This is a genomic window from Otoolea muris (assembly GCF_943193115.1).
Lineage (GTDB): Bacteria > Bacillota > Clostridia > Lachnospirales > Lachnospiraceae > Otoolea > Otoolea muris.
In genome coordinates this window covers 95,490-122,139 of sequence record NZ_CALPCY010000005.1, presented here as the reverse complement: position 1 = coordinate 122,139, position 26,650 = coordinate 95,490, and the positions used below count along the sequence as shown (strand labels likewise).

Annotated in this window: 22 protein-coding genes and 1 pseudogene; 22 read left to right on the top strand and 1 reads right to left on the bottom strand. The window is 51.0% G+C overall.

Features of this window, described 5'->3' with window-relative positions; translation table 11 throughout:
* Positions 1-185 precede the first annotated feature (185 nt).
* The 14 genes from NFS31_RS05390 to NFS31_RS05325 all read left to right on the top strand — a co-directional run bounded on the left by NFS31_RS05390 (position 186) and on the right by NFS31_RS05325 (position 16,005).
* Positions 186-2,360: a LicD family protein gene (locus NFS31_RS05390; RefSeq protein ID WP_251492392.1), complete on the top strand. Its 2,175-nt coding sequence runs from the start codon at positions 186-188 to the stop codon at positions 2,358-2,360.
* A 16-nt stretch (positions 2,361-2,376) separates the two neighbouring features.
* Positions 2,377-3,459, top strand: coding sequence for a glycosyltransferase (locus tag NFS31_RS05385; RefSeq protein ID WP_251492390.1), 1,083 nt, complete (start codon positions 2,377-2,379; stop codon positions 3,457-3,459).
* A 27-nt stretch (positions 3,460-3,486) separates the two neighbouring features.
* Positions 3,487-4,203 carry an IspD/TarI family cytidylyltransferase gene (locus tag NFS31_RS05380; protein ID WP_251492388.1) on the top strand — a complete coding sequence of 239 codons (717 nt, stop codon included), beginning with the start codon at positions 3,487-3,489 and terminating at the stop codon, positions 4,201-4,203.
* Positions 4,191-5,492: a hypothetical protein gene (locus NFS31_RS05375; RefSeq protein ID WP_251492386.1), complete on the top strand. Its 1,302-nt coding sequence runs from the start codon at positions 4,191-4,193 to the stop codon at positions 5,490-5,492. The genes NFS31_RS05380 and NFS31_RS05375 overlap by 13 nt, the downstream gene beginning before the upstream one ends.
* A complete protein-coding gene (locus NFS31_RS05370) occupies positions 5,470-6,501 on the top strand; it encodes a glycosyltransferase family 2 protein (protein ID WP_331482527.1) in 1,032 nt (343 codons plus the stop codon). Before NFS31_RS05375 ends, NFS31_RS05370 begins: the two co-directional genes overlap by 23 nt.
* 11 nt (positions 6,502-6,512) lie before the next feature.
* Positions 6,513-7,970: a lipopolysaccharide biosynthesis protein gene (locus tag NFS31_RS05365; RefSeq protein ID WP_251492384.1), complete on the top strand. Its 1,458-nt coding sequence runs from the start codon at positions 6,513-6,515 to the stop codon at positions 7,968-7,970.
* A gap of 44 nt (positions 7,971-8,014) precedes the next feature.
* Positions 8,015-8,716: a WbqC family protein gene (locus tag NFS31_RS05360; protein WP_251492382.1), complete on the top strand. Its 702-nt coding sequence runs from the start codon at positions 8,015-8,017 to the stop codon at positions 8,714-8,716.
* Positions 8,717-8,864: 148 nt separating this feature from the next.
* Positions 8,865-9,839 carry a hypothetical protein gene (locus tag NFS31_RS05355; RefSeq protein WP_251492380.1) on the top strand — a complete coding sequence of 325 codons (975 nt, stop codon included), beginning with the start codon at positions 8,865-8,867 and terminating at the stop codon, positions 9,837-9,839.
* On the top strand, positions 9,827-10,357 hold the full coding sequence (locus NFS31_RS05350; RefSeq protein ID WP_251492378.1) for a GNAT family N-acetyltransferase: 531 nt from the start codon (positions 9,827-9,829) through the stop codon (positions 10,355-10,357). Before NFS31_RS05355 ends, NFS31_RS05350 begins: the two co-directional genes overlap by 13 nt.
* A gap of 38 nt (positions 10,358-10,395) precedes the next feature.
* A complete protein-coding gene (locus tag NFS31_RS05345; protein WP_251492376.1) occupies positions 10,396-10,824 on the top strand; it encodes a GNAT family N-acetyltransferase in 429 nt (142 codons plus the stop codon).
* Between the two features lie 75 nt (positions 10,825-10,899).
* Complete coding sequence (locus NFS31_RS05340; RefSeq protein WP_251492373.1) at positions 10,900-12,009, top strand: DegT/DnrJ/EryC1/StrS family aminotransferase; 1,110 nt, start codon at positions 10,900-10,902, stop codon at positions 12,007-12,009.
* Between the two features lie 306 nt (positions 12,010-12,315).
* A complete protein-coding gene (locus NFS31_RS05335) occupies positions 12,316-12,540 on the top strand; it encodes a glycosyltransferase family protein (protein WP_251492371.1) in 225 nt (74 codons plus the stop codon).
* Positions 12,541-12,604: 64 nt separating this feature from the next.
* Complete coding sequence (locus NFS31_RS05330; protein ID WP_251492369.1) at positions 12,605-13,705, top strand: NAD-dependent epimerase/dehydratase family protein; 1,101 nt, start codon at positions 12,605-12,607, stop codon at positions 13,703-13,705.
* Positions 13,702-16,005 carry an acyltransferase family protein gene (locus NFS31_RS05325; protein ID WP_251492366.1) on the top strand — a complete coding sequence of 768 codons (2,304 nt, stop codon included), beginning with the start codon at positions 13,702-13,704 and terminating at the stop codon, positions 16,003-16,005. Before NFS31_RS05330 ends, NFS31_RS05325 begins: the two co-directional genes overlap by 4 nt.
* Positions 16,006-16,308: 303 nt before the next feature.
* On the opposite strand, the gene NFS31_RS05320 is transcribed toward NFS31_RS05325, so the two are convergent.
* The gene (locus NFS31_RS05320; RefSeq protein ID WP_251492364.1) at positions 16,309-18,348 is read right to left on the bottom strand and encodes an ankyrin repeat domain-containing protein; all 2,040 of its coding nucleotides are present in this window, start codon (positions 18,346-18,348) and stop codon (positions 16,309-16,311) included.
* 632 nt (positions 18,349-18,980) lie between these two features.
* Between NFS31_RS05320 and NFS31_RS05315 the strand changes: the two genes are divergently transcribed.
* The 8 genes and pseudogenes from NFS31_RS05315 to NFS31_RS05280 all read left to right on the top strand — a co-directional run bounded on the left by NFS31_RS05315 (position 18,981) and on the right by NFS31_RS05280 (position 26,625).
* The gene (locus tag NFS31_RS05315) at positions 18,981-19,964 is read left to right on the top strand and encodes an ankyrin repeat domain-containing protein (RefSeq protein ID WP_251492362.1); all 984 of its coding nucleotides are present in this window, start codon (positions 18,981-18,983) and stop codon (positions 19,962-19,964) included.
* A 218-nt stretch (positions 19,965-20,182) separates the two neighbouring features.
* Positions 20,183-21,586, top strand: coding sequence for a biotin/lipoyl attachment domain-containing protein (locus NFS31_RS05310; RefSeq protein WP_251492360.1), 1,404 nt, complete (start codon positions 20,183-20,185; stop codon positions 21,584-21,586).
* Positions 21,587-21,610: 24 nt separating this feature from the next.
* Positions 21,611-22,315, top strand: coding sequence for a YggS family pyridoxal phosphate-dependent enzyme (locus NFS31_RS05305; protein ID WP_251492466.1), 705 nt, complete (start codon positions 21,611-21,613; stop codon positions 22,313-22,315).
* Positions 22,312-22,800: pseudogene (locus tag NFS31_RS05300) on the top strand (cell division protein SepF); the annotation flags it as partial. The gene NFS31_RS05305 and the pseudogene NFS31_RS05300, both read left to right, overlap by 4 nt.
* 210 nt (positions 22,801-23,010) lie before the next feature.
* A complete protein-coding gene (locus NFS31_RS05295; protein WP_251492355.1) occupies positions 23,011-23,766 on the top strand; it encodes a YlmH/Sll1252 family protein in 756 nt (251 codons plus the stop codon).
* Between the two features lie 92 nt (positions 23,767-23,858).
* Positions 23,859-24,986: a 3-dehydroquinate synthase gene (gene aroB / locus NFS31_RS05290; RefSeq protein WP_251492353.1), complete on the top strand. Its 1,128-nt coding sequence runs from the start codon at positions 23,859-23,861 to the stop codon at positions 24,984-24,986.
* On the top strand, positions 24,983-25,495 hold the full coding sequence (gene lspA, locus NFS31_RS05285; protein WP_251492351.1) for a signal peptidase II: 513 nt from the start codon (positions 24,983-24,985) through the stop codon (positions 25,493-25,495). The genes aroB and lspA overlap by 4 nt, the downstream gene beginning before the upstream one ends.
* Before the next feature lie 218 nt (positions 25,496-25,713).
* Positions 25,714-26,625, top strand: coding sequence for an RluA family pseudouridine synthase (locus NFS31_RS05280; protein WP_331482525.1), 912 nt, complete (start codon positions 25,714-25,716; stop codon positions 26,623-26,625).
* Positions 26,626-26,650: the final 25 nt, after the last annotated feature.

The following is a 26,650-nucleotide window of genomic DNA, read 5'->3' as shown; positions in this document are numbered from 1 at the left end:
GCGAGTAAAAAGCGCTTGATATTCGTGTCATCTGTGCGTCTGCGAAGCGACGGCGTAGTGGAGCCTACGGCTAGCTTCGCAGGCGTGCAGAGGGCGCGGATAGCGAGTGCGGTTTACTCGCGAATTAATGCAACGATGTACTAGCTGTACGTGAACGATTATGACGAGATTGGATAGGAAAACATATGAAACAGATTTGGATATTAAGCCATTACGCGGCCGGGCCATCCTATGGTTCAGCGCTGCGGGACTGGAGCCTTGCCAGATATCTGCAAAAGCAGGGCTATGAAGTAAAGATATTTGCCTCGAGCTTTGTCCACAATACGGATCTGAATTTCTGCGGGGAGAAACAGCGGTTTGCGGAAAAAGACGTTGACGGGGTTTTCTTTGTCTTTGTCAGGACAGGAAGTTATGTGGACAGCGGAAGAAAGCGGATTAAAAATTTTCTGGAGTATTATGTCCGCGTGCTTTTTGCCGGCGGGCGGTACGGGAGGCCGGATCTGATCGTGGCCGCCATGCCGTCCCCATTTGCCTGTGTCGCCGCCGCGCAGCTTGCCGGAAGATACCGGGTTCCGTGGATCATGAGCGTGGTGGATCTGTGGCCGGAATCCATTGTCACCTACGCGGATTATTCCAGATACAATCCGCTCATTATCGGGCTGTACCAGTTGGAAAAATGGCTGTATAAGAGAGCGGACGCGATCGTATTTACATGGGAAGGCGCGTATGACTACATAAAAGATCGCGGCTGGGACAGGGAGGTACCAAAAAAGAAATGCTTTTACATCAATATCGGCGTGGATTTAAACGATTTTTACAAAAACAGGGAGGCGTTTCAGATCGAAGATCCCGGCCTGGAGGATGAGACGGCCTTTAAAGTCATGTACTGCGGGAGTATCCGCACCGCAAATGACATTGACACGGTGGTTGACTGCGCAAAGGAGCTGGGGAAAAGAGGATATGAAAAAAAGATCCTCTTCCTGATTTACGGAGACGGCCCGGATCGGGCTGTGTTAGAGGAGAAATGCCGCCGGGAAGGGATTGGAAATGTCCTGTTTAAGGGTTTTATCCCAAAGAATTATATCCCCTTTGCGGTTTCCAAAAGCGACTTAAATCTCCTGAATTTAAAGCCCTCGTCAACACAGCGGTACGGCAACAGCTCCAACAAGCTGTTTGAATATTTTGCCGCCGGAAATCCCGTGCTGGCCAATATTGATGAAGGGAAATATCCGATTATAACAAAGTATGGCTGCGGGATGGTATTAAAGGACCGGAGCGTGAAGGCGTATTCCGACGCGGTGGAGGCATTCTATCACATGGATCAGGAACAGCGCGCACAGTACAGGGCAAACGCCTTAAAGGCGGCGGCGCTGTTTGACACGGAGCGGTTAAACAGGCGGTTTGAGAGGATTATAAACAGGCTGCTGGGCCGACCGGAGCCGGAGACGGCAGGGGCTTGGCAGGAAACGAAGCCGGGACAGGAAACGAAGCCGGAAACCTGCAGCCCGCAGGAGCTTAGGAGGCTTCAGAAGGTTACGCTTTATCTGGCGGAATATTTTGTGGAGTTCTGCCGGGAACATGGGCTGATGTGTTATATCTGCGGGGGAGGCTGTATCGGGGCGGCGCGGCATCAGGGATTTATCCCGTGGGACGATGACCTCGATTTTTTTATGCCGCGCCGGGATTATGACCGCCTGTGGGCGCTCTGGCACACGCACGCGGACCGGAGATTTGCCATCAGCCGTCCAACGGGGCGCAGGCTGGATCACAACCAATACACAACTGTGCGCGACAGACGGACAACGATGATCAAGCCATATCAGGCGGATCTGGATATTGTGCATGGGGTGGGGCTGGATATTTTTCCCCTGGACGGGCTGCCGGATTCGCGGGTAAAGCGCCTGACGCAGATGGGCTGGGCCTGCCTCCACTCCCTGCTCACGACCGGGCAGATACCGAAACGGCACGGGCGGGCTGCGGCTGTGTGCTCCGGGATTATTTTAAAGATATGTTCCCCTGAATGGCTGCGGACCGGTTTGTGGCAAAGGGCGGAGAAGGAGATGTCAAAATACAGCATTGAGAGCTGCCGCTATATCACGGAATTATGCGCCGGGCCCGGTTATATGAGGAACCGGTATCCGAAGGAGCTGTTTGCGTCCGCGGCCTGGATGGCGTTTGAGGATACAAAGCTGCCGGTTCCGGTCGGATATGACGCGTATTTAAGAATCGCGTTCGGGGATTATATGGAGCTTCCGCCGGAGGAAAAGCGCGTCGCGCAGCATGAGGCGGTGAAGGTGGATCTGGAGCACGGGTGCCGGAGGTATAAGGGAATATATTACGATGTAAACACTCATAACTGAAACAGGATTGGAAAGGATGAAGAATTTATTAATTGTTGAATACGATTTAAGCGAAACAGGCGGAGGGGAGACTGTAGCAGTAAAGCTTGCAAATGAATTTTCAAGATTTAAGGATAGCAATACATATTTACTATCGATATGCACCAAAACTTCCAAAATCCCATATGAAATTGATGATAATGTCAAGCTGGTTTTATGGAAGACATGTAATAAAAAAGTGCTTTCTACGATTCTGTTAAACACGAAACGTTTCAATCGGTTTCTAAATGAAAAAAAGATATCATTAGTGATATTTATTGGATGCGTATCATCACTGCTGGCTATGTTTATAAAAAACAGGGGTTTAAGGATAATTTCATGTGATCACTCTGGCTTAATAAATCAGTGGAGCAATAAAAAAACTGTTTTGTGTAAATGGATTCAGGCAAGATATTGTGATCATCTGATTGTATTGAATGAAAGAATCAAAGAAGAATTTGAACGTAAATTCAAATGTGCCGGAGGAAAAATAGTTGTAATACCTAATTGGTTTGAAAAGCCCACAGTGGATTATAAATATGAAATTGATTCAAAACGTATCGTATCGGTTGGCAGATTATCAAAAGAAAAGGGATACGGCCTGCTTTTGAAGGCAGCGGATATTGTATATAAAAGCTGTCCGGAATGGAAGTGGGATATTTACGGAGATGGGCCAATGCGCCGTGAATTAGAAAAAAAGATTAATGAGAGAAGCTTAAATCATTTTTTGTCATTGAAGGGAAACGTAAAAAACGCAGCGGATTTATTGCCTGGATATGCAATGCTTGTATTGACTTCATATAGAGAGGCAATGCCGTTAGTCATACTGGAGGCAAAGTCCAGGAAACTTCCGGTTATCAGTTTTGACATACGGACTGGGCCTGCTGAAATGATTTGCAATGGAACAGACGGCTACTTGATAGAACCATTTCATGTGAAACAGATGGCGGAAAAAATAATTTTTTTAATAAAAAACAGTGAGAAACGAATTCAAATGTCTTGTAAAGCAGGCGAAAATCTTGAAGAGTTTTCCAAAGAACAAGTGCTGCTCAGTTGGAAAAAATTACTTGAAAGTATCTGATATTTCAGAAAAAATGCGGAGGTAAAAATGAATGTTGCACTGATTATCGCAGCCGGTTCAGGAAAAAGAATGAATCAGGATATCCCGAAGCAGTTTATCAATGTTTATGATAAGCCGGTTCTCATTTATACATTGGAAAGCTTTCAGCGGCATCCTGAAATCGACGCAATTGAAGTAGTCTGCCTTGACGGATGGCATGACATTCTTCGCGCTTATGCAAAGCAGTATAATATATCAAAACTACAATGGATTTTGTCTGGGGGGATGACAGGGCAGGAGTCAATCAGAAACGGGGTTTATTATCTGGAAGCATTCTGTAGCCAGGATGATATTGTTATTATTCATGACGGGATTCGTCCTTTAGTAGATGATACTGTGTTATGTGACGTGATTATCAAGTGTAAGAAATATGGAAATGGCGTAACGGCTCTGCCCTATAACGAACAGATTTTCAGAGTAAAGGACGAGTATTCGACAGAAGAATATATTCCGCGAGAACAGCTTCGGCGGGTTTCCACGCCGCAGGCCTACCGTTTTGGTAAGCTGGATTGGGCATATCATACGGCCTTTGAGAAAAAAATAGGTATTTATGGTTCATCATACACAAATACAATGATGGTGGATTTGGGAGAAACTCTGTACTTTGCAGCCGGTTCTGACAGGAACATCAAGTTGACGACAAAGGATGATTTAGAGATGTTTAAGGCATATTTAAAGCTGGAAAAGGATACGTGGCTGAAATGATCAATCTGGACACAGAAACAGGCAGTGGGCTTAAAATAAAGTATTGGTACGTATTTTTTTCAGCATTTTATTACTTTTCAATAATGCTGAAAAATTACAGGTTTCTCACATATATTTACTATTATTTAATACCGCTGATATTCCTTCTGTTAAATTTTAAATGGGTACTGGGAAAGATAAAAAAGTTATTTTCAAAATATCTGTTTATATTTACATTTTGTTATTTATTTATGTGTATTGGGGCTGTCCTGATTCCAGCAATATTAAAAACCGGAGACTACAGCTATTTATTGGATGGGCCTATCATAGCTATTGTTAAGAAAAGTATTGTCCTGTTTTTTCTTCTGCTTGTGTATGAGAAGAAGATCAGTAAAAAACCAAATATATATGAATTTATACAATATTATATATATTCGGTGATTTTATATGTGTTAGTTACGCTTATAATCTGTATCATCCCATCCTTGCACGGATGGGTAATTGAAAATATTTATTTAACAGATTTTCAGCGCGAAAAAATAGTAGAGACGGCTGCTTATACAAGAATTGGCTGGGGAGGTTTTTCTGTTTTTAGTTATACATTACATTGTTCTTTTGCTATGATTTGCAGCAGTATTATGGCTTTTTATTACAAATACCAAAGTAAATTATTTTGGAAATTTAATATTTGTATTCTCATTTTGTTAATTGGAAATATGTGTTATGGGAGAAGCGGGCTGGTCATATCAGTAATTAATTTATCCGTTTTTTTACTTACCCTTTATTTGAATAAACAAGGCAGAGTATTAGCTTATCCTATCTGCAGCGGGGGAATTATTACATTCATTTTAATTTTTAAAGAAAAAAATGAAAAACTGCAAAATTGGTACAATTGGTATTTTTCGGTGATTAATAATTTTATGGAGACAGGAAAATTTACAACAGGTTCTCTGGAAAGCATGTATCGGATGTATTTTATTCCTGCGCTTGAAACGGTTGCAGTTGGGGACGGGAGATATATGGAAGGCTCTCTGTACTATAAAGGTACAGATATCGGATGGCTCCGCCCAGTTCTATACTACGGTTTATTTTATACCCTGTTGGGCTATGCTGCGGTGATACGACTGTTTTTTGTATTAAAAGCAAGACTATGGGAATTAAAGCGCAATGAGAGGAACGCAATTATACTGATGTGGTTCATTACACTGTTTCTTGCAGAATTAAAAGGAGAAATCTTCTATGAAATGATAGCCCTTCTTCTTCCTGTATGTGTATTGGAAAATCCACATGAGGGTTATGTACGTAAATAAAAAAGAAACAGTGGAGGATGGCGAGGATAGAAAGTTGGAAAATAAAACACTGGTTAGCATTGTATGCTTAACTTATAATCACCAAACCTATATAAGGCAGGCTTTGGACAGTTTTATTATGCAGAAAACAAGTTTTCGTTATGAGATATTGATACATGACGATGCATCGACAGACGGCACAGCGGATATTGTCAGAGAATATGACAGGAAGTATCCCGGAATGTTCCATGTGGTCTGCCAAAATGAAAATCAGTATTCACAGGGCGTGGAAATCTGCAGTGAATTCCTGTATCCGCTTGCGCAGGGGACATATATCGCGCTTTGCGAAGGAGACGATTATTGGACAGATCCTTTTAAGCTTCAGAAGCAGGTTGATTTTTTGCAGGAAAATAAGGACATTTCTCTGTGTACAGCCAGGGCGGCGGTTATTGATGCGGCAGATGGAAAAACGGCGGGGGAGATCCGGCCGCGGCGGAATGCTTCTTTTTTTCTGACGGAACAGGTCATTGCAGGCGGCGGCGGGTTGTTTGCAACAAACAGCATGGTCTTTCGCAAAAAAGACGCGCTGGGTTTTCCTGATTTTTTGAAAAGGGCTCCTGTCGGTGATTATCCGTTGGCAGTTTATCTGTCTTTATGCGGGCGCGTGTACTATATGGATGAAACGATGTCCGTCTACCGGAAAAATGTTAAGGGATCGTGGAGCGAGCGCCACGGGAATGCAGAATTGGATCTGCCTTTTTTAAAGGCAATGGAAACGATGTTTCAGGAGCTGGATCAGTATACGGAATATAAGTATTCACCGGTTATCTCAGAATCAATGGCCAGTATCCGCTTTTGGGTCTTTTCAAAATCAGGATGTGTAAAAAAAATGAAAGAGGAGCCTTACAGGGAGTGGTACCGTTCCTGCCGGGCTTCCTGGAAAGCCCGGATTTTTCTGTGTTCCTGTGCGCCGGGACTGTATCGTTTTCTCGCTGAGATAAAGCATTTCATAAATAAAAGCGTGGTATAAGAGGCGGAAACATGTCAGATTTTAACAGGAGAAACATATTAAACGGCTTTTTCTGGAGGTTTGCTGAGCGGTGCGGGGCTCAGGGCGTATCGGCTGTTGTGTCCGTGCTCCTTGCGCGTCTGCTGGCGCCGGAGGCGTATGGAACGATCGCTCTGATTACGGTATTTACAGGCATATTGCAGATATTTGTAGACGGGGGCATGGGGAATGCGCTGATCCAGAAAAAGGATGCGGATGATCTGGATTTTTCATCCGTTTTTTATTTTAATGTGGCTGCCTGCCTGCTCCTCTATGCTGCCATGTTTTTCGCAGCGCCTTTTATTGCATCGTTTTACCGGGATCCGGGTCTCATTCCGCTGATCCGGGTGCTGGGCCTTACCCTGATTATCTCAGGAATTAAAAATGTGCAGCAGGCGTATGTGAGCAGGACTATGCAGTTTAAGCGTTTTTTTGCCGCTACGCTTGCGGGGACGGCGGGCGCGGCTGTACTGGGCGTTTCAATGGCTCTTATGGATTTTGGCGTGTGGGCTTTGGCAGCGCAGCAGATTTTGAATATCACAGTGGATACAATTGTTTTGTGGCTGACTGTGAAATGGCGTCCGAAACGGATGTTTTCCTTAAAACGGCTGAAAAGCATGCTGGGATATGGATGGAAGCTTCTGGTTTCCGGGCTGCTTGATCGGATTTATAACGAGCTCAGGCAGCTTATTATCGGAAAAATATATTCACCGTCGGATTTGGCGTACTATAACCAGGGTCAGCAGTTCCCCTGTTTTCTGGTAACAAATATTAATACATCTATTGATTCCGTGCTGTTTCCGGCTATGTCAGACCGGCAGGGGAGTCCGTCAGAGGTTCGCTCCATGATGCGACGTTCCGTAAAAACCAGCGCTTACATTATGGCCCCTTTAATGACAGGGGCAGTAGCTTCTGCTGTGCCGCTGATCCGCCTGCTTCTGACTGAACGCTGGCTTTCCTGCGCGCCCTTTTTGCGGGTGTTTTGCGTTACATATATGTTCTATCCAATCCACACAGCAAATTTGAACGCGATGAAGGCTATGGGGCGCAGCGATTTATTTCTTAAGCTGGAGCTTTGGAAAAAAGCGGTTGGAATGGCCGCGCTGTTTGTCTCAATGCGGCATGGGGTTCTGGCAATGGCATACAGCCTTCTGGCGGAAAGTGTGGCAAGCCAGTTCATCAATAGCTGGCCTAATCGGACTCTTTTAAATTATAGCTGCCTGGAGCAGATAAAAGACATTATGCCAGCGGTATTACTGGCTGTCAGTATGGGAATATGTATTAGTCCCATACCGCGGCTTGCACTTCCGGACGCGGCAACGCTTGTGATTATGGTGGCGTTGGGCAGCATCCTTTATATCGGAGGCTCATGGCTGTTTAAATTGGAAGCATTTGAATATATTCTGGATATTTTGAAATCTGCCATGGGAAAACGGGGAAAGGAGATGTGACAGAATGCACAATAATGCAGACAGAAAGAAGGTGTTCCTCAGAAATGAAAATCGGGATTATGCAGCCATATTTTTTCCCTTACATAGGCTACTGGCAATTGCTCAATGCTGTAGATACGTATGTGATTTATGATGATGTGAATTATATCAAAGGCGGATGGATTAACCGGAACCGGATTCTTGCGGGCGGCGCTCCCCATTATCTGAATCTGCCGCTGACAGGCGCGAGCCCAAACAAAAAGATTAATGAGATAGATGTAAATAAAAATGACCGGCTTCTGGGAAAAGGATTACAGACGCTCCGGTATAATTACAGGAAAGCGCCGCGTTTTAAAGAGGTTTATCCTGTGATTGAAGCAGCATTTTCATGCAGGGAGACGAATCTGGCCGGATTTATCACAGAGTCCATGAGACTTGTGTGCGGTTATCTTGGGATTGGGACAGAGATGGTCGTTTCCTCTGCGATTCATAAAAATAATGAATTAAAAGGACAGGAAAAGGTTCTGGAAATTTGCCGGATTCTTGGGGCGGATACATACCTGAATGCGATCGGCGGAAAAGAACTGTACAGTAGGGATGGATTCATAAAAAACGGGATTACATTGTATTTTTTAAAGACAGGCGATATCCGGTATGAGCAGTTTGGCCATCCGTTTCAGGGAAACCTTTCCATCATTGATGTGATGATGTTTAATTCGGTTGAGAGAATCCGGGAAATGCTGACGCAGTACATCCTCGTTGAGTGAATATTAAATGGAAGATGTAACAGTTCAGATAACTCTGAACTGTTATTTGGAAGATTGCTGCCTGCCGCGATAAATGTACTCTCGGAATCTCGCAACGCCTGATTTTGTGAGGTTCCGAGAGTACATGATAACAGAAAAGGAGGTGTCTATGCGGGAAATAGGAGGCTATATTGAATGGGAAAGGTTCCATGGCAGCGCATACCATACAGACTGCCTTTCACTGAACTGCGGGCGCAGTGCGCTGGCCTTACTGATACAGCTTAAGGATATCAGACAGATTGCGCTTCCATATTTTTTGTGCGGATCGGTTTATGAGGTATGCAGAAAATACGGAGTTTCGGTCCGATTTTATCATATAAATCAAAATTTCGGGCCAGATACGGTTGTTCCGGAAAAGGGAGAGTATGCTTACCTCGTCAATTATTACGGGCAGACAGACCGGAAATATATCGAACATTTGAGGGGTATTTATTCCGGAAAGGTGATTGTGGATAATGCCCAGGCTTTTTTTGAAAAGCCATTGGACGGCGTGGATACGCTGTATACATGCCGGAAGTTCTTTGGCGTGGCGGATGGCGCGTATCTATATACGGACGCCCCGGCGTCAGGGCTGGATATGCCGGCAGACGAGTCCTTTGACAGGATGCGGTTTCTGTTTGGGAGATATGAGAGGGCGGCAGAGGAATTTTATCCGGAGTATGTAAAAAATAACGAATTCTTTTCGGATGAGCCTGTGAAGCGGATGTCCAGGCTTACCGGGAATCTTTTAAGGGGCATTGATTATGAGTTTGTAAAGCGGCGCAGGACCGAAAACTTTTCTTTTCTGCATGAGCGCTTAAAGGGGCTGAACCGCCTGTCCCTGAAGATTCCGCAGGGGGCGTTTATGTATCCGCTTTGGATTGCAGACGGGGACAGGGTGCGAAAACGGCTGCTGGAGCAGAAAATCTATATCCCTACGCTGTGGCCGGATGTATTAGAACAGTGCAGGGAGTCCGATCCGGAGTATGGGATGGCGGAGAATATCCTCCCTCTGCCGGTGGATCAGAGATACAGCAGGGAAGATATGGAATATATGGCAGAGCGGCTGTTTCAGGTATTGGAGGGGATAAAATGTACCGGCTGAGGGAATTGGAACAAACAGATTTGGCTGAGATTAACCGGTGGAGAAATGATCCAGAATTGATCCGGTGTCTGGGAGCGCCGTTCCGCTATATCAGCCCGGATGTGGATGTGAAATGGTATGACGATTATATGGCCCACCGGGGGAATGCCATACGGTGCGCCGTTACGCGGGATGGAAATCAGGACATTTTATGCCTGGTCAGCCTGACGGATATTGATTTTATCAGTCAGTCGGCGCAGTTTCATATCATGGTCGGCAGCGAAACGAACCGCGGAAAGGGAATCGGGACATTTGCAGTACATACTATGCTTCGCCATGCGTTTGCCAATATGAACCTGCGGCGGGTTGAGCTTGCTGTCCTGGAGGATAACCAGCGCGCGCGGGCTTTATATGAGAAGGCAGGTTTTGTATATGAAGGGACGAAGCGGAAGGCTGTTTATAAAAACGGGGATTTTCAGAATCTGTGTATCTATTCCATGTTAAAGGATGAGTTTGAAAAAAAGAATGGGGGGGGGTAACGGGAGGACGGCCCGGCAGCCGGATTCCGGATTACTGCATGGGCCGGGTATCGGACATAAACAGCAAAGAGTGGATTTTAAGGGAGTGTGACGCTGTATTTCATCCCTCTGTGCTGCAGAGAAACGATTTTAATTCTCTGTTCCGCAAAATCGATGCGTTTGGAGAATTTATAGCCGCATATGATTCGCAGGTATTAGGATTTATTGTTTTTTACGCAAATGATCAGAGGGATGGGATCGCATATATCACGCTTTTGGCTGTAAAAACGGCTTATCAGGGCCGCCATATCGGACAGAGGTTGTTAAATGAGTGCAGAGCCTTTTCAAGGCGGAGGGGAATGAGGCTTCTTAAGCTGGAAGTGAACCAAAATAATGCACAGGCGATCCGTTTTTATGAGAAGAACGGGTTTCATTTTGCAAAACGATATACGGATAGCGGCGTCTATATGGAAATGGAGCTTTGGTAATCGTACAGAGATTATCTGAACAGTTACCACGTTGTGACATAATACGGAAATAGATTTTTTAAGAGGTGAGAGTCCATGAATAAATTAATTTTAGTCACCCGCTCTTCCATGCCTTCGCTGGAGGAATATATAGAGGAAATCCGCGACATATGGGAATCGCGCCAGCTTACCAATATGGGGGAAAAGCATCAAAAGCTGCAAAAGGAATTATGCTCCTATCTGGATGTGGATCAGATTGAGCTTTTCACAAACGGGCATATGGCGCTGGAGCTTTCCATGCAGGCGATGCATTTACAGGGCGAGGTAATTACCACGCCCTTTACATTTGCCTCCACTACACATGCCATTGTGCGGAACGGGCTGGAGCCGGTTTTCTGCGATATTAATCCAAAGGATTTTACGATTGATGTGTCAATGATCGAGGACTTAATTACGGATCGCACTTGCGCCATCATGCCGGTTCATGTATACGGGAATATCTGCGATGTAGAAGAGATAAAAAGGATTGCCGGGAAATACGGCTTAAAGGTCATATACGATGCCGCCCATACTTTCGGCGTGACGTATAAAGGGAGCGGGATCGGCTCCTTTGGGGATGCATCCTGCTTCAGCTTTCATGCAACCAAGGTATTCAATACCATTGAAGGCGGCGCCGTAAGCTATACAGATGAGGATTTCGGCCTGGAGCTGTACCGTCTGAAAAATTTCGGGATCCGCGGGCCGGAGGTAGTGGACGGGGTCGGGGCAAATGCGAAAATGAATGAATTCTGTGCGGCGATGGGGCTTTGCAACCTAAAACATGTGGATGAGGAGATCAAAAAGCGCGCGGCCGTCGCCGGAATTTACAGAAAGCTCCTGGAGGGAGTGGACGGGCTTACCCTGAACCCGGAGCAGGATGGCGTGAAGCCCAATTATGCCTATTTCCCGGTGGTATTTGATGAAAAACGGTTCGGGGCGAGCCGGAACGAAGTGTTTGAACGGCTGGCGGCGGAGGGAATTTTTGCCAGGAAATATTTTTATCCGCTGACGAATACATTTAGCTGCTTTCACGGGAAATATGATGTAAATGAGACGCCAAACGCGCTGTATGTGAGCAAGCGGGTGCTGACTCTGCCGCTCTATGCGGAACTAACGCCGGAAGAGGCGGAGCGGATCGGGAGGATCGTTTTGGCATGCGGGAAGTAAGGCCATGTCTGCAATGGGAGGATTAAATGAGAGCGAGGAAAACTTTAAGGGCGAAATATTCGTTTTATCTTTCTGCTTTCATAGACAGCGGAATACCGGGCAAAATGTGGCGTATCATTTATGAATCAGTGTTAGTTCATTAGACATATTCTAAGTCCAAGGAGAACTACACAACGTACCAGACGGTAATAACCATCCCTGCGTATAATCCGCCGGGCGCTGAAAAATGCGTTTAATTATGTTCTGGCAAACTGGAAAAACGAGGTTCAGGGCGTAATTACAGTTGATTCGGACGGTCAGCATACCGTGGAGGACGTAATAAGGCTTCGGGATATGCTGACGCGGCCGTCGCAGGGCCCGTCCCTCATTCTGGGAACCAGGGATTCTAACGGGAAAGAGGTTCCCTTTAAGAGCCGCTATGGAAATAAGCTGACGGGCCTTGTGTTTCATTTCCTGTACGGGGTGCGGATATGCGACACCCAGACCGGCCTCCGGATGATTCTCTGCGGGGCGCCGGAACGATGTGTTTGAACGGCTGGCGGCAGAGGGGGATCTTTGCATAGAATAAAAAATTTGGAAGGGAAGAAGAATATATATGATAAATTATAGGGATGATATCCAATACATCTGCAGCCTCCCCCTGCCATGGGGAAAGACAGAAAATAAGACCTTCTTAATCTCCGGGGCCAGCGGTATGATCGGGAGCTTCCTGATCCACGCCCTCTTTCAAAAAAGCCCGGATATCCGGGTGATTGCTCTGGGAAGGGACCGCGAACGGGCGCGGGAACGGTTTGGGGCGTACTGGGACAGCGGCCGCTTTTCATTTTACGCCCAGGATATCAATGAACGCCTTCACATAGACGAGCAGGCGGACTATGTGATCCACGCCGCGAGCAATACGCACCCGGCCGCTTATGCGGGCGATCCGATCGGGACCATCTTAACCAGCATAACCGGGACAAAGCACATGCTGGATTTGGCGGCAAAAATGAAGGCGGAGCGCTTTTTATTCCTGTCCAGCGTGGAGATCTATGGGGAAAACCGCGGGGATACGGAGTATTTTTCGGAGGATTACTGCGGGTATATTGACTGCAATACGCTGCGGGCCGGATATCCGGAGGGGAAGAGGGCCGGGGAGGCGCTCTGCCAGGCGTACCGCAGGCAGAAACATGTGGACGCCGTGATCGGAAGGCTGCCCCGCGTTTACGGGCCGTCGATGCTGTGGTCCGATACCAAGGCGATCTCCCAGTTTATAAAAAAAGGGGCGAAGCGCGAGGATATCGTGCTGAAAAGCAGGGGAGAGCAGTTATACTCCTACTGCTACGCGGCGGACGCGGCGGCGGCCCTGCTTACCATCCTTTTAAAGGGAGCGGACGGGGAAGCCTATAATATTTCAGACAGGGATTCGGATATAACGTTAAGGGAGCTGGCCCAGCTCATCGCGGGGCTCGCCGGGGTGTCGGTGCGGTTTGAGCTCCCGGACGAGGCGGAGCAGGCGGGGTATTCCAAAGCCACGAAAGCGCTGCTGAGTTCGGATAAAATAAGGGCGCTGGGATGGAGCGCGCATTGGGATATACGGCGCGGGGTGGCAGAAACCATAGATTATCTGGCCAGAGCATTGGAAAGCGATGGCGGCCTGGCGGGAGAGTCCGTGAAGGGTGGCAGTTTAGTCCGGGCGGCGGGGAAGGGGCAATGAAAAATATGAAATTACTCCGCTCCATACGTTTAGCCCCGGCGCTCACAGCCCCGGTCAGCTTAGGGGTTCTCAGCAGGGAACGAAGCGTGCTTATGGGAATTGCAATGGCATGGATCGTTTTTTTCCATATGACGATACGGATTCCTGAGGAATGGCAGGTTCTTGCCTTTGTAAAGGGAATGGGAAATATCGGCGTGGATATGTTTTTGTTCCTGTCAGGGGCAGGGCTGTACCGCTCATACAGGATCTTATCCGCAGAGGGGAAGGGATGCAGGGAATTTTACAAAAAACGGTTCTGGAGGATCGCCCCGGCTGTTGTGATCTGCCTTTTGCCATGGTTTACATACCGGCAGTTTTCTGAACCCTCGTCTTTTGCAAGGTATCTGATGGATATTGCTGCCTTAAGTTTCTGGTGGGACGGGCGCAATCCGGGATGGTACGCAGCTTTTTGCATCGTTCTCTATTTGCTGTATCCTCTTGTCTTTTCCACGATCCGCCCGGAACATGCGCGGAGAAATATTTGCGCTTTTTTGGCGTGGGGGGGGGTATTCGTCCTTTTTAGCTATGCCATAAAATGGTATGATGCAGCGTATTACTGGCAGGTTGAACTGGCTCTCAGCCGGTTCCCTGTCTTTTTCTTTGGCTGTTTTATGGCGCCTGAGATAGAGCGGGGCAGAGAGATATCCGCGCGCTGGCGGCTGGCGCTTTATGGGCTGACGGGTGTCCTGATCGCTCTGATAGTCCGGTTTCCCGGGGGAATCGGGGGCGTGTATGAGCTTGTGCGGTACGCGTATTGCCCGGTGTCGTTTGGGCTGCTCTTACTGTTGGCGGAGGCGGTTGGGATAAGGCCCGGGGAATCCGGCGCGCCGCATGGGGGATCTGAGAAGCGGTCCGAATGGAAGGGGAAACGGCCGGGGAGGCTTCGCGCATGGTTCAGAAGAGGGACAGCGCTGCTGCGGGAGGGTTACGGGCATGCGGTTCTCCCTGTCCGCGCAGGGCTTGGCTGGATCGGGCGGCATACGCTGGAAATTTATCTGCTTCACACCCAGATCCTTTCGGCCTGCAGCCGGTTCCTCCTGCCGTCTGCACAGCGGCGGGGGATGCGCTGCGGCGCGCTGTGGGTCAATCTGGCGGCAGTCGTTCTGGCGCTTGCGGCGGCCCGCGCTGTGAAAGCGCTGGAGGAGAAGATTTTAAGGCAAAAGGAGCGGATGGGGCCGGTTATGCCGAGAGAGAATCCAGACGAGAGGATTCTGTTTGCGCGGGCCGCGGCGGCCGGCATGATTGTTGCGTGCCACATGCTTCAGTTTTATGGGAGTGCGCTGGCGTACTGGCTGAATGTGGGCGTGGAGGTATTTTTGATTATCTCCGGCGTTCTGTATGGGCAGAGGGAGATTACGGCCCCGTTTGGCTGGATCCGGCGGCAGTGGAAGAAGGTATTGGTTCCGTACTGGGTGTTTTGCCTGGCGGCGGTATTTGCGTATGCGGTATTTGCAGAAGAGTATGTGACGCTTTACGGCTGTGTGGGGCTGATATTGACGTGCGCGCGTTTTCCGGGCCTGGGACATCTGTGGTTTATTCCGTATATTTTGCTCCTCTATCTGATGACGCCGCTGATGCAGTGGACGTATGACGAGTATCTGGCCGGGCGGACAGATCGGGAGATCGCGGTATGGCTGCTGCTTCTGACTGGGATTTTGTGGCTTCTGCGGTATTATGGACTGGAAGGCTTTGCGGAAAACCGCCTGGTATGCTATTATGGAGGCTATGTCCTGGGACGGCGTTATTTCCGCGGGCAGCAGGGCGGGGGCGTATGCCAGCGGATCGATTTGGCTTCAGGAGGAACAGAGGGGAGGCGCCGGAATCCGGATTTGGAGAGATGGATGAATGCAGCGGCGGGCCTGGCGCTTGTGGCAGCGGCGCTGCGCGTCTTTGTGCAGTATCATGCGCTGGAGGCGGCGATACCGTACTGGTCCTATATCCTGCCATTTATCCATTCCCTCATGGGCTTTGGGGTGTTTTGGGCGCTGTACCTGGCGGCGGGATGGGGCAGACTGGGGAAAAAACGGTGTGTACGGCTGGCGGATCGGTATTCCTTTGAGATTTATCTGACGCATCATATATTTATACTGGGAGCGGGGCGGTTAAATTGTATGGACATTTTTCCGCGGCGGGACGCCAATATGCTGTTTGTGCTGGCGCTTACGGCGGCTTCTGCCGGGGCGCTGCATTTCGCGGCGCGGGCTGTGAAGCTTGCGGCGGTTTCTTCTGTCCATACGGCCGGTTCGGTTAAGGGATCGTGACAATTATCTTGCAAAGAATGTCTGTAAGGAGAAGATTGGGCGGCTGAGAGAATACGGAATCCGTGTAGATGACGGCATTGAGAAGGGAGTGGGAGGCGGAGGCGTCCCGGGCTTGACGCCCTGTTATTTGCGCCAATTTACGCCGTGCAGTGCAAGCCGGACAAAAGCGCATAAGGAGCTGTTAAAAAAGTATAATAAATCGTATCATTCAGCCGGCGCGGCTTATGCCGCGCCGGCTGGGCCATATGGCCTGATAATACAGGTAAATTCTTATTTTCAGCAGAGCAGGCATGCGCTGCGGCGCTACCGGATATCTGTCATCAGCTCCAAAACCATTTCAAAGTCTTTTTCAATGGCCATCTGCACAGGCGTCACGCCGTCATTGTTGGGGCGATTATAATCAGCGCCCTTTTTGATGAGGAAGCGCGCCGAATCCTGGCTGTAGTTGTCCAGGGCGTGGTGCAGGGCGGTATTGCCCTCGTTATCGGCCAGATGGATGTCGGCCCCGGCCCGGATCAGTTCTTTGATCATATCTTTATCCGTGTTTCGCATCATGACCGTCATCCCGCTATGATCCGTATGGTTGAGATCCACGCCCCGCTCTAAAAAGACGGGCAGCAGTTCACTGGTGTCATGCCGCAGCATGAGGAGAGGCGTCTGCCCGTCGTTTCTCGGAATATCGAGGTGCATAAGCTCTCGTAAAACCCGGGCTTTCTGCTCATTATCGAGTTCCCGGCCGCGTCTGTTTTTCATGAGCGCGGCGTGGGCGGGCGTTTCGCCGTCCATGTTTTTCAGAGTGTCATCCGCGCCGGCGGCGATAAGCAGCTTTACCGCCTCCGCCTGGCCGTGCATACACGCTTCATGCAGAGGCGTTGTCCCCGCGGGCGCGGGCGCGTCCTCGGCCAGATTTACATCCACGCCCTTTTCAATCATGATCTTTAACATCCCTGCATGTCCCTGCCTGGCGGCCAGGTGGACGGCGGCCTCCCCGTATTTGTCGAGCTGTTCCATGGATTCCTTTGATAAAAACCTGGCCGCTTCCTCAAAGTAGGGCTCGTAGCTGCCGTCGCGCTCCTTGTTTTGTGACGCGATGAGATTGGCCGGCGTTTTCCCGGATATCACGGCTTCGTCCATATCCACGCCCAGGGCGGCCAGTTTTTTGAGGACGCCTGTGCCGTAGGCCGGTTTCAGGCATTCATCCCGCAGGCAGAGCGTGCTGCCGCAGTAGCAAAGCGGCATGGTAAACGGAAAACCGGCGTCTTTGCAGCTATCCAGCACACGCGCCTCTTTATCGCAGATCAGGGCATTGTGAAGGATATCCGTGATCTCGCCCAGCTCGTCATCGTCGTCCGGATCTATTTGGCGGATCAGCCGATCCGCCAGATAAAGGGCAATGGCCAGACCGTCCCTGTCGTCGTCACGGACGCCGGAAAAGGCGTTGCTTGTAATCTGGCTTAAGGGGAACATCTGCATGGCGTCAGGGCCGGCCGGCTGCGCGCCGTGATCCGTGAGGGCGAGATACATCGCCTGATTCTGAAACGAAACCGCATGCTGAACGGGCGTCACGCCCTTTTGGTTTGCCGTATGCACCATGCCAGGGCAGCGCTTCATCAGCGCCAGGGCAGCCGTTTTGTGGTTGTTTGTCAGGGCCGTCATCAGGAGCGTGTTGCCGTTTTCATCCACATAGCCGGTTTCCGCGCCTTTTTCCAGGAAAATTTCAGCCAGCGGCCAGGTGTAAGACGCGCTGTACTCAGAGGCCAAAAGGCGCGCGAGAGGGGTGAATCCGTCCGCATCCGTCTGGTTGATGTCACAGGTCAGAAGGCGCGCGATGTCGCCCCTCTGTTCCACGCTTTTCTCCAGGCAGGAAACATCGTGCGTCAGCCCTTCAAACCGGGGATATGCGAGGAAATGGTATGCGTTCATGCCCCTTTTGTCACAGGCAGAGCCGTCGGCCCCGTGCGCCAGCAAAAGCTGCGCCATGGCCAGATTGCCGCGCAGGCAGGCCAGAAGGAAGGGCGTGAGGCCATAGCCCCTGTGATCCGGGAGGCTTACATCCGCATCCCCGATGCGTTTGCTGCGAAGCAGCGCTTCGACGGAATCGTAGAAGTTATGCCATACCAAAAGGTGGAAGAGGGTGAGGCCATAGCGGCCCGCGGGCGCAAGCAGCTCTTCCCTTTCACACCCCGCGATACAGGCCCGGGCGTCCTGTACGGTCTCCTCTGACAGGATGTTATAATCGTAAATCCGGCTGTCGGGATTCGGCGTCCACCAGGGGATATATCTGGACTGATTGGGGCACTGGGTGGATGTGACCAGAAGATTAGTAAGTTCAGAGAGATTCATAAGCTCCTCCTTTGTCTCTGTGATCAGGCCGGCTATGATTAAGCCGTCTCAGCCGCTGGCTTTATCGCGGCTGGTCCTGATGCTTCTTTTTTTAATAGTTTAGCACGGTTTGGGCCGGCGTACAATCCATATATTTTTATGGAACCGCCGCCCCTGCCAAAGAAAAAGACAAGCAAAATAAAAATCTATTTCTTAACAGTTCCTTAGTACAGCATTGCGTAAATAACGGTGAATATCAGCGCCTGATATTTGTGTCAGGGCAAGGCGGAGGAGGGAGGCGATGCGGTGGCATCGTTGACTGACGACAACGCGGCGCTGGCGCAAAGAGCAGGCGCTGAATTCATCGTTATTTACGCAATGCTGTACTTAGTGTCCGCTGCGCTTTTCTCCGGGCGGAAGCGGTTTTTTTGCTGGATACAGAAGGCGCCCCTGGCGGCCTTTTCGCGATTCCCTTAGTTCACGCCAATTGACTGTAAACAGAGATAAAAGCAACATTGACTTTCCACCTGCGTAGTGGTAGGATCCTCCTAAATACAATTCAGACTGCCGGGAGAGCGTGACGATGAGTAACTATAGATGGGCGTCATCCGTTTTTGGGGCAATGTGTATACGGAATGAAGGAGAACTGAGAAATGCAATTGGATAATATGTTTCTGCAGGCATGTAAGAATAACCAGAAGAGCGTGGCGCAGACGTTTTTAAAGCGCGGCGGCGTGGATGTGAATAAGCGGGACGAATCCGGCAATACGCCCCTGATCTATGCCTGCTTAAAGGGCGCGAGGGATCTGGTGAAGATTCTGCTGGACAACGGGGCGGACGCCGGGCTGGGCAATCAGAAGAACCGGACGCCGCTGCACTTTGCGGCGCAGTCGGGCAATTTTCAGGTCATGGCCATGCTGCTCGACGCGGGGGCGGATGTGAACAGCACGGACAATGACGGGGTGACGGCCCTGATGACGCTGGCCCTGAACGGGAAGACAGACGCTGCCCTAAAGCTGATGGAGCATGTGGAGATCGATACCGGCATCCAGGATAACAAAGGCCGTAAAGCCATTGACTATGCCGCCTCCGCGGGGCTTCGGGAGCTGGTGAAGGCGCTTTCACAGCCAGAAGGGGCGCATACCGATGCCTATGGGAACACCACGCTGCACCGCGCATGCTGGGATGAGCAGAGCGAGGTGGTAAAGGTCCTGCTGGAAAAGGATCCGGCCGGGGTGAATAAGCTGAACGACGACGGGGAATCGCCCCTGATACTGGCGGCGCGCCGATCCAATCTGATGATTGCCGAGCTCCTTCTGGCCGCGGGCGCGAAGCCGGACTGCGCGGATGCGGACGGCGTCCTGCCGTTACATATCGCGGCGGGCAGAGGGGATCTGTTTGTGGGCAAGGCGCTGCTGAAGGCCGGGGCCGGCATCGATGCGAAGGCGTCCGACGGGCAGACGCCCCTCATCGCGGCGGCCAGAAACGGAAAGAATGATTTTACGGCCATGCTGCTTGAAATGGGGGCGGACGTGAACGGAGTGGACAACGAACAGCACAGCGCGCTCTATTACGCCTCGGAAGCCGGGTACACGGAGATTGTGGAGCAGCTTTTGATCGCCGGGGCGGAGAATTAGGAATTGCAAATAAAACAAAATGCCGCTTTTGAAAAAATGAAAAAATATTGAAATGGGCCTTTCCTGAGCGGAAGGCTTATTTTTTGCGGTTTTAGCGCTCAAAAAGGCAGATATTGTTGTACTTATTACAAAAATGTTACAATTATCTTACCGTGAATGCTTGAATTTTTCCCTGTTTCCTTTTATAATACAAGATGAAAGGAGACGGAGAATCAAGCATGGCCAAGAATAAAAAGATTATTCGCTACAGAAAACCACTGAACATAAACGTTGGCATGATTATTTTTGCTATGATCTTTGTTTATCTTTCTTTCAGTGTATATACATATATCAGCCGTGACAAGATACAATTTTACGAGGTTGTGGAAGGCAGCATCGTAAACGATAAAAATTATACAGGTTTTATTCTGCGGGAGGAGGCGGTGAAGACAGCGGCTCAGACAGGGCATGTGAATTTTTATATCCGCGAGGGAAAGCGGGTCGCCGCGGGCGCGCGCGTGTATTCCGTGGACGAGACGGGCCAGCTTGCGAAGTTTTTACAGGAGAACCGGGACGCGGGCGGGGCGCTGCCGGACGACGGCCTGGCGGCCTTAAAGCGCCAGCTCAGCTCGTTCTGCTTATCTTACAGCGACGAGCGCTTCGGGAAGGTCTATGATGAGAAGTATTCCCTGCAGGCATCGGTGGCGGAGTACGCCAACTTCCAGGCCCTGGACGGCATGGAGGAGCTTTTGGAGGAGCGCGGCATCCGTTTTGAGCAGGTGTATTCGGACGAGTCGGGCATTGTCTCGTATGCGCTGGATTCGTACGAGGGGACGACGCCCTCCGATGTGACGGAGGCGCTGTTTGACCGTTCCGCATACAGGCGCTCTGTGAACCGCGGCGGGGAGATGGTGGAGTCCGGGACGCCCCTTTACAAGCTGATTACCTCAGAGGACTGGTCCGTGGTCTTTCCCTTAAAGGAGGAGGATCTGGCGGATTTTTCCGGGGCGGACGCGCTTTCGATCGCGCCGTCCGGCAGCACGCTGACCCTTCGGGGAAGGTTCAGCCAGATCTCGGGCTCGGACGGGAAGATCTACGGCCGGTTGGACTTTGACAAATATATGGTCCAGTTTGTCTCGGATCGTTTTCTCGACTTCGAGGTGATCACAGAGGAGGCGGCGGGCTTAAAGATCCCGGTGTCATCTGTGACGACAAAAGATTTTTATACCATACCAGCCGGTTATCTGACCCAGGGCGGCGATGGGACCTATACGGAGTCCGGTTTCAATAAAGAGGTTTATTCTGAGTCCGGAGAGCCTTCAGTTGTCTTTACCACAGCAGAAATTTATAATTTAACAGACGGATATTATTATGTAGATAAAAGTGATACGGGACCGTTTAAGAGCGGCGATTATATCATTAAGCCTGATTCGGACGAGCGGTTCCAGGTAGGCCCTACGGCTACGCTCAAGGGCGTCTACAATATCAATAAGGGCTACGCTGTTTTTAAACAGATCACGGAGCTGGCGGGTAACGGGGAATACTATATTATCGAAAAGGGGACGGGCTACGGCCTTTCCGTGTATGATCATATTGTCCTTGACGCCGGCTCCGTACAGGACGGACAAATTATATACCAGTAGGCAGGTGCGCGTAAGAGGTGGATGATGATTGAAAACAATTTAAAAGAAGTATCTGACAGGATTGGGGCGGCCTGTAAGCGGGCCGGGCGCTCCAGAGAGGATGTGACGCTTGTGGCGGTCAGCAAGACCAAGCCGGTCTCCATGCTGATGGAGGCTTACGCGGCCGGCGTCCGCGATTTCGGCGAAAACCGGGTGCAGGAGATTCTCGAGAAAGCACCGCTTATGCCGGATGACATCCGATGGCATATGATCGGCCACCTTCAGACGAATAAGGTACGCCAGGTGATTGACAGGGTTGTTCTGATCCATTCGGTTGACTCAGTTGCCCTTGCCCGGCAGATCGAGAAGGAGGCGGCGAAGCGGGACCTTGTGGTCCATATCCTCCTGGAGGTCAATGTAGCCGGGGAGGAGAGTAAGTTTGGATTTTCAGTGGACGAGGCAGAGGAGGCGGCTGTTGAGATCGCCAAATTTGCGCATGTCAGGATAGACGGACTGATGACAATTGCGCCATTTGTTGAAAATTCAGAAGAGAATCGAGATGTTTTTCAAAAATTATTTCAATTATCGGTTGACATAAAACGGAAAAACATTGATAATGTTAAGATGGATGTGCTTTCCATGGGAATGACCGGAGATTTTGAGAAAGCGGTGGAAGAGGGTGCGTCTGTGATTAGAGTGGGCGCCGGGATTTTTGGCGCCAGAACCAGGATTGGAGAGATTAACCTATGAGCTTGCTGAACAGGATTATGGATACCATGCGTCTGACCGATGATGATGATGATTACTTCATGGACGACGATTACGAGGACGAGAAGCCTGCCAGAAGGCGGATGTTTAATAGAAAAGAAGAGGACGACTACGACTACGAGGAGGAAGAGCCCCCGAAGCCGCGTTTTCTGTCGCGCTCTTCGGGTAACAATAAGGTTGTGCCGATGCGCAGGGGGATGGAAGTGTCATTAATTAAACCTACCTCCATGGAGGATTCCAGGGAAATCTGTGATTATCTGCTTGCGGGGAAGGCGGTTTTGCTGAATATGGAAGGGATCCACATGGAGGTGGCACAGCGGATTATTGACTTTACGTCAGGCGCTACGTATTCGATGAACGGCAACCTGCAGAAGATTTCCAACTATATTTTTATCGCCACGCCGGATACGGTGGAGCTGTCCGGAGATTTCCCGGAGCTTCTGGCCCAGAGCTCAGCGGGCAACATGGGCGGAATTGGCGGTATGGGAGGCATAGGCGGTATGAGCGCCGCGTCAGGCATGGGAAATATGGGCGGTATCGGCGGCATCGGGAAGATGAGCAGCTACCGCTGACCGCGCGGAAAAGACACGCGGCATCCTGGCCGTAACCGCTACGTTTGTAATACGCACAGTTTTGCTGGCTGAACGCGTTTGTTCAGCCCATGGCAGGAATACGGGATGTTAGAGAAAGAAGAGCAGTTGCTGAGGAAGCGGATATCGGAGCTGGCGGCGGTCTGTTACCAGCGTGATATCCGGACGAATACCGGTTTTTTGAATCTGAATGAGCAGGCAATTTTCCACTCCATGGAGCGGTCGCTTCCGCCCGTACCGACTGTCCTCTACGGGGGCTTCGATACGGCGGAGCGGAAGATTGTTTGCTTTCTGCCGTCTTATGGGCAGGATACGGAGCGCTTCCCGGTTGACCGGCTGGAGATTGCGCCTGTAAACGCCCGCTTTTCGGAGGAACTTACCCACCGCGATTTCCTGGGGGCCGTGATGGGCCTGGGAGTGGACAGAAGCTGTATCGGGGATATCGCGATGACAGAGGCGGGCTGCGTCCTGTTCTGTCTGGAACAGATGACCGGGTTTCTGATAAGCGAGCTGAAAAGCGTGCGCCGCACAGCGGTCTGCTGCCGGAAGGCCCCGGGCCTGGCCAGCTTTTCACAGTCGTATGAGGAGGTGGGCGGCAGCGTCTCCTCGCCCCGTCTTGACAGCCTTGTAAGCCTGGTGTTCCGGCTGTCCCGCGCGAAGGCGCTGGCTTTTATTTCCGGGGAAAAGACGTTTATTAACGGGCGGCTGGCCGTTTCGGCCGGGCAGCGGCTTGCGGGCGGCGAGATTGTGTCCGTCAGGGGCCTGGGAAAGTTTTGCTATGTGGGCGCGGGGAATGAGACGAGAAAAGGGCGGGTCTTTGTGACTGCCAGACGGTATACGTAGCCGTTTGCGGTAAAGGCTGTATGAGATGTACTCCCAAAATTTCTCTGCGCCTGATTTTGTGAGTACATTGAGTGGAAAAGGAGAACGCGAAGATGAAGGACCTCAGAGAGAGGAAAGGGACGGAGCGCCTGACGGTACACAGGGACGGGGCGCCGATCTATGAGATTGTGCTGTCAGAGGATTTTGACGCGCTGATTCAGGAGGCGCGGGCGCTTCAAGCGTCCCGGCAACGCTTGTGCATTGTGACGGATTCCACGGTGGCAGGGCTTTACCTTAAGGAGCTTAAGGAGCGTCTGGCGCCGTGCTTTGCAGCCGTCGTGCCGTTCGTATTTCCGGCCGGGGAGGCTAATAAAAACTTGGATACGGTAAAGCGCCTCTATGAGACGCTGATTGAAAACCGCTTTGACCGCGGCGATTTGCTGATGGCCCTGGGCGGCGGAGTTGTGGGGGATCTGTGCGGCTTTGCGGCCGCCACGTATTTGAGGGGCGTTTCCTTTATCCAGGTTCCGACAACCCTGCTCTCCCAGGTGGACAGCAGCATCGGCGGCAAGACCGGCGTGGATTTTGACGCCTACAAAAATATGGTCGGGGCTTTCCACATGCCGAAGCTGGTGTACATCAATACCGGCGCGCTGGGGACGCTGCCGGACCGGGAGTTTGCGGCCGGCATGGGCGAGGTGTTAAAGCACGGCCTGATTAAGGATAAAGCGTACTATGAGTGGCTTTTGGAGCATGCGCCGGCTATCCGGGCAAAGGAGCCGTCCATCCTGCGGCAGATGGCAGCCGAAAGCTGCCTTATCAAACGCGCGGTGGTGGAGGCCGACCCCATGGAGCAGGGGGAGAGAAAGCTCCTCAACTTCGGCCATACGCTGGGGCATGCGATTGAGAAGCTAAAAGATTTTGAGCTGCTGCACGGGGAGTGCGTCGCGCTCGGCTCGCTGGCGGCCATGCATATTTCGGCGCTGCGCGGGTATGTTATGCCAGAGGAAACAGAGCGTTTCCGCGGGGTCCTCGCCCTGTTCGGGCTTCCGGATCGGGTGTCCGGCCTCTCAAAGGAGGATGTGATCCGCGCGACAAAGAATGACAAGAAGATGAAATCCGGCGTCATCCAGTTCATCCTGCTGAAGGAGACGGGGCAGGCTTTTGTGGATCAGACGGTGACGGATGAGGAGATGGCAGAGGGGATTGACGCGGTATTCGCGCAGGGGGGAACGCTATGAGCCATCGATTGCGCCGGATCCTGTTTTTCCTGGCGGGTCTTTTTGTGAGCGTGGGCTTTGACCAGTACACGAAGGGGCTGGCCGCGCGCCGTCTGATGGGGCGTCCGGCGTTTGTTCTGTGGAACGGAGTGTTTGAGCTTGTCTATTCCGAGAACCGGGGGGCCGCGTTCGGCATGCTCCAGGGAAAGCAGGCGCTGTTTTTTGTCATTGCCCTGGCGGTTGTGGCCGTGGCGGGCTGGATTCTTTGGCGGATGCCGCCCGGGAGGCGCTATGCGCCGTTTACGGGCTGCCTGTTTCTGCTCGTATCCGGCGCGGCCGGAAATATGATTGACCGGCTGTCTCAGGGGTATGTGGTGGATTTTTTCTATTTTTCGCTGATTGATTTTCCGGTTTTCAATGTGGCGGACTGTTATGTGGTGATTTCAACGGCGCTGCTGTTTTTGCTCTTTTTTGCATACTACAAAGAAGAGGAGCTGGAGTTCCTCTCGTTTGGGAAGAAGGGACAATAAGCCAGCGGTTATGTGAACCAATGACATGATTCCAGGGTCAAAAGGCCTAAAATCCGATGCAAGCTTGCTTGGAGGAGGGTTTTTGACCCCGACATCATGCCATTAGTTCAGATTGTTACACAATAAAATGTACGCCTGGAATATCACAAAATCAGGTGAGGAGAGATTCCAGGAGTACATGAAAGCGGAAAGGAGTGGTCTGACTGAGGCAGGAGCTTGTGATTACGGGCGGGCAGTCGGGCCGGCGTCTGGATCAGCTTCTTTCTGAGGAGACGCCGGATTTTTCGCGCTCGTATCTGCAGAAGCTGTTTAAATCCGGGCTGGTGGCCGTGAACGGGGCCCCGGTTAAGAGCAGCTACCGGGCGGCGGCTGGGGATGTCGTGTCGTTTGAAGCGCCGGAGGCGGTAGAAGCGGAGATTGCGGCGGAGCCCATGGAGCTGGATATCCTCTACGAGGACGAGGATGTGGTTCTTGTCAATAAACCCAAGGGGATGGTGGTCCATCCCGCGGCGGGCCACTACAGCGGGACGCTGGTAAACGGGCTGATGTACCACTGTAAGGATCAGCTCTCGGGCATCAACGGCGTAATGCGGCCCGGGATTGTACACCGCATCGATATGGACACGACGGGGGTCCTGGCGGTCTGTAAGAATGACGCCTCGCACAACTGCCTTGCGGCGCAGCTAAAGGAGCACTCGATCACAAGGGTGTATTTTGCCGTGGCGCACGGAGTGATAAAGGAGAATTCGGGGACGGTTCGCGCGCCGATCGGCCGCCATCCCACGGATCGCAAGCGGATGAGCATCCACAGTAAGAGCGGCCGCGATGCGGTGACGCATTTTGAGGTGCTGGAGCGGTTCCGACATTTCACGTACGTGAAATGCCGCCTGGAGACAGGGCGCACCCATCAGATCCGGGTACACATGGCAAGCATCGGGCATCCGCTGCTTGGCGACGCGGTCTATGGCCCGGCAAAGCAGCCGTTTTCCCTGCAGGGGCAGACGCTGCACGCGGGCGTCCTGGGATTTATCCATCCGCGGACAGGGGAATATATGGAGTTTTCAGCGCCTCTGCCCGCTTATTTTGAGGAGCTGTTGTCTAAGCTTCGGAACGGCGGCGGGGGCGTGTAAAGAAGCGGAATGGGCAATGAGGGAG

Coding starts and splice junctions, on each gene's coding strand:
- NFS31_RS05390 (WP_251492392.1), top strand. CDS start 186: ATGAAACAGATTTGGATATTAAGCCATTACGCGGCCGGGCCATCCTAT.
- NFS31_RS05385 (WP_251492390.1), top strand. CDS start 2,377: ATGAAGAATTTATTAATTGTTGAATACGATTTAAGCGAAACAGGCGGA.
- NFS31_RS05380 (WP_251492388.1), top strand. CDS start 3,487: ATGAATGTTGCACTGATTATCGCAGCCGGTTCAGGAAAAAGAATGAAT.
- NFS31_RS05370 (WP_331482527.1), top strand. CDS start 5,470: ATGAGGGTTATGTACGTAAATAAAAAAGAAACAGTGGAGGATGGCGAG.
- NFS31_RS05365 (WP_251492384.1), top strand. CDS start 6,513: ATGTCAGATTTTAACAGGAGAAACATATTAAACGGCTTTTTCTGGAGG.
- NFS31_RS05360 (WP_251492382.1), top strand. CDS start 8,015: ATGAAAATCGGGATTATGCAGCCATATTTTTTCCCTTACATAGGCTAC.
- NFS31_RS05355 (WP_251492380.1), top strand. CDS start 8,865: ATGCGGGAAATAGGAGGCTATATTGAATGGGAAAGGTTCCATGGCAGC.
- NFS31_RS05350 (WP_251492378.1), top strand. CDS start 9,827: ATGTACCGGCTGAGGGAATTGGAACAAACAGATTTGGCTGAGATTAAC.
- NFS31_RS05345 (WP_251492376.1), top strand. CDS start 10,396: ATGGGCCGGGTATCGGACATAAACAGCAAAGAGTGGATTTTAAGGGAG.
- NFS31_RS05340 (WP_251492373.1), top strand. CDS start 10,900: ATGAATAAATTAATTTTAGTCACCCGCTCTTCCATGCCTTCGCTGGAG.
- NFS31_RS05330 (WP_251492369.1), top strand. CDS start 12,605: ATGATAAATTATAGGGATGATATCCAATACATCTGCAGCCTCCCCCTG.
- NFS31_RS05325 (WP_251492366.1), top strand. CDS start 13,702: ATGAAAAATATGAAATTACTCCGCTCCATACGTTTAGCCCCGGCGCTC.
- NFS31_RS05320 (WP_251492364.1), bottom strand. CDS start 18,348: ATGAATCTCTCTGAACTTACTAATCTTCTGGTCACATCCACCCAGTGC.
- NFS31_RS05315 (WP_251492362.1), top strand. CDS start 18,981: ATGCAATTGGATAATATGTTTCTGCAGGCATGTAAGAATAACCAGAAG.
- NFS31_RS05310 (WP_251492360.1), top strand. CDS start 20,183: ATGGCCAAGAATAAAAAGATTATTCGCTACAGAAAACCACTGAACATA.
- NFS31_RS05305 (WP_251492466.1), top strand. CDS start 21,611: ATGATTGAAAACAATTTAAAAGAAGTATCTGACAGGATTGGGGCGGCC.
- NFS31_RS05295 (WP_251492355.1), top strand. CDS start 23,011: ATGTTAGAGAAAGAAGAGCAGTTGCTGAGGAAGCGGATATCGGAGCTG.
- aroB (WP_251492353.1), top strand. CDS start 23,859: ATGAAGGACCTCAGAGAGAGGAAAGGGACGGAGCGCCTGACGGTACAC.
- lspA (WP_251492351.1), top strand. CDS start 24,983: ATGAGCCATCGATTGCGCCGGATCCTGTTTTTCCTGGCGGGTCTTTTT.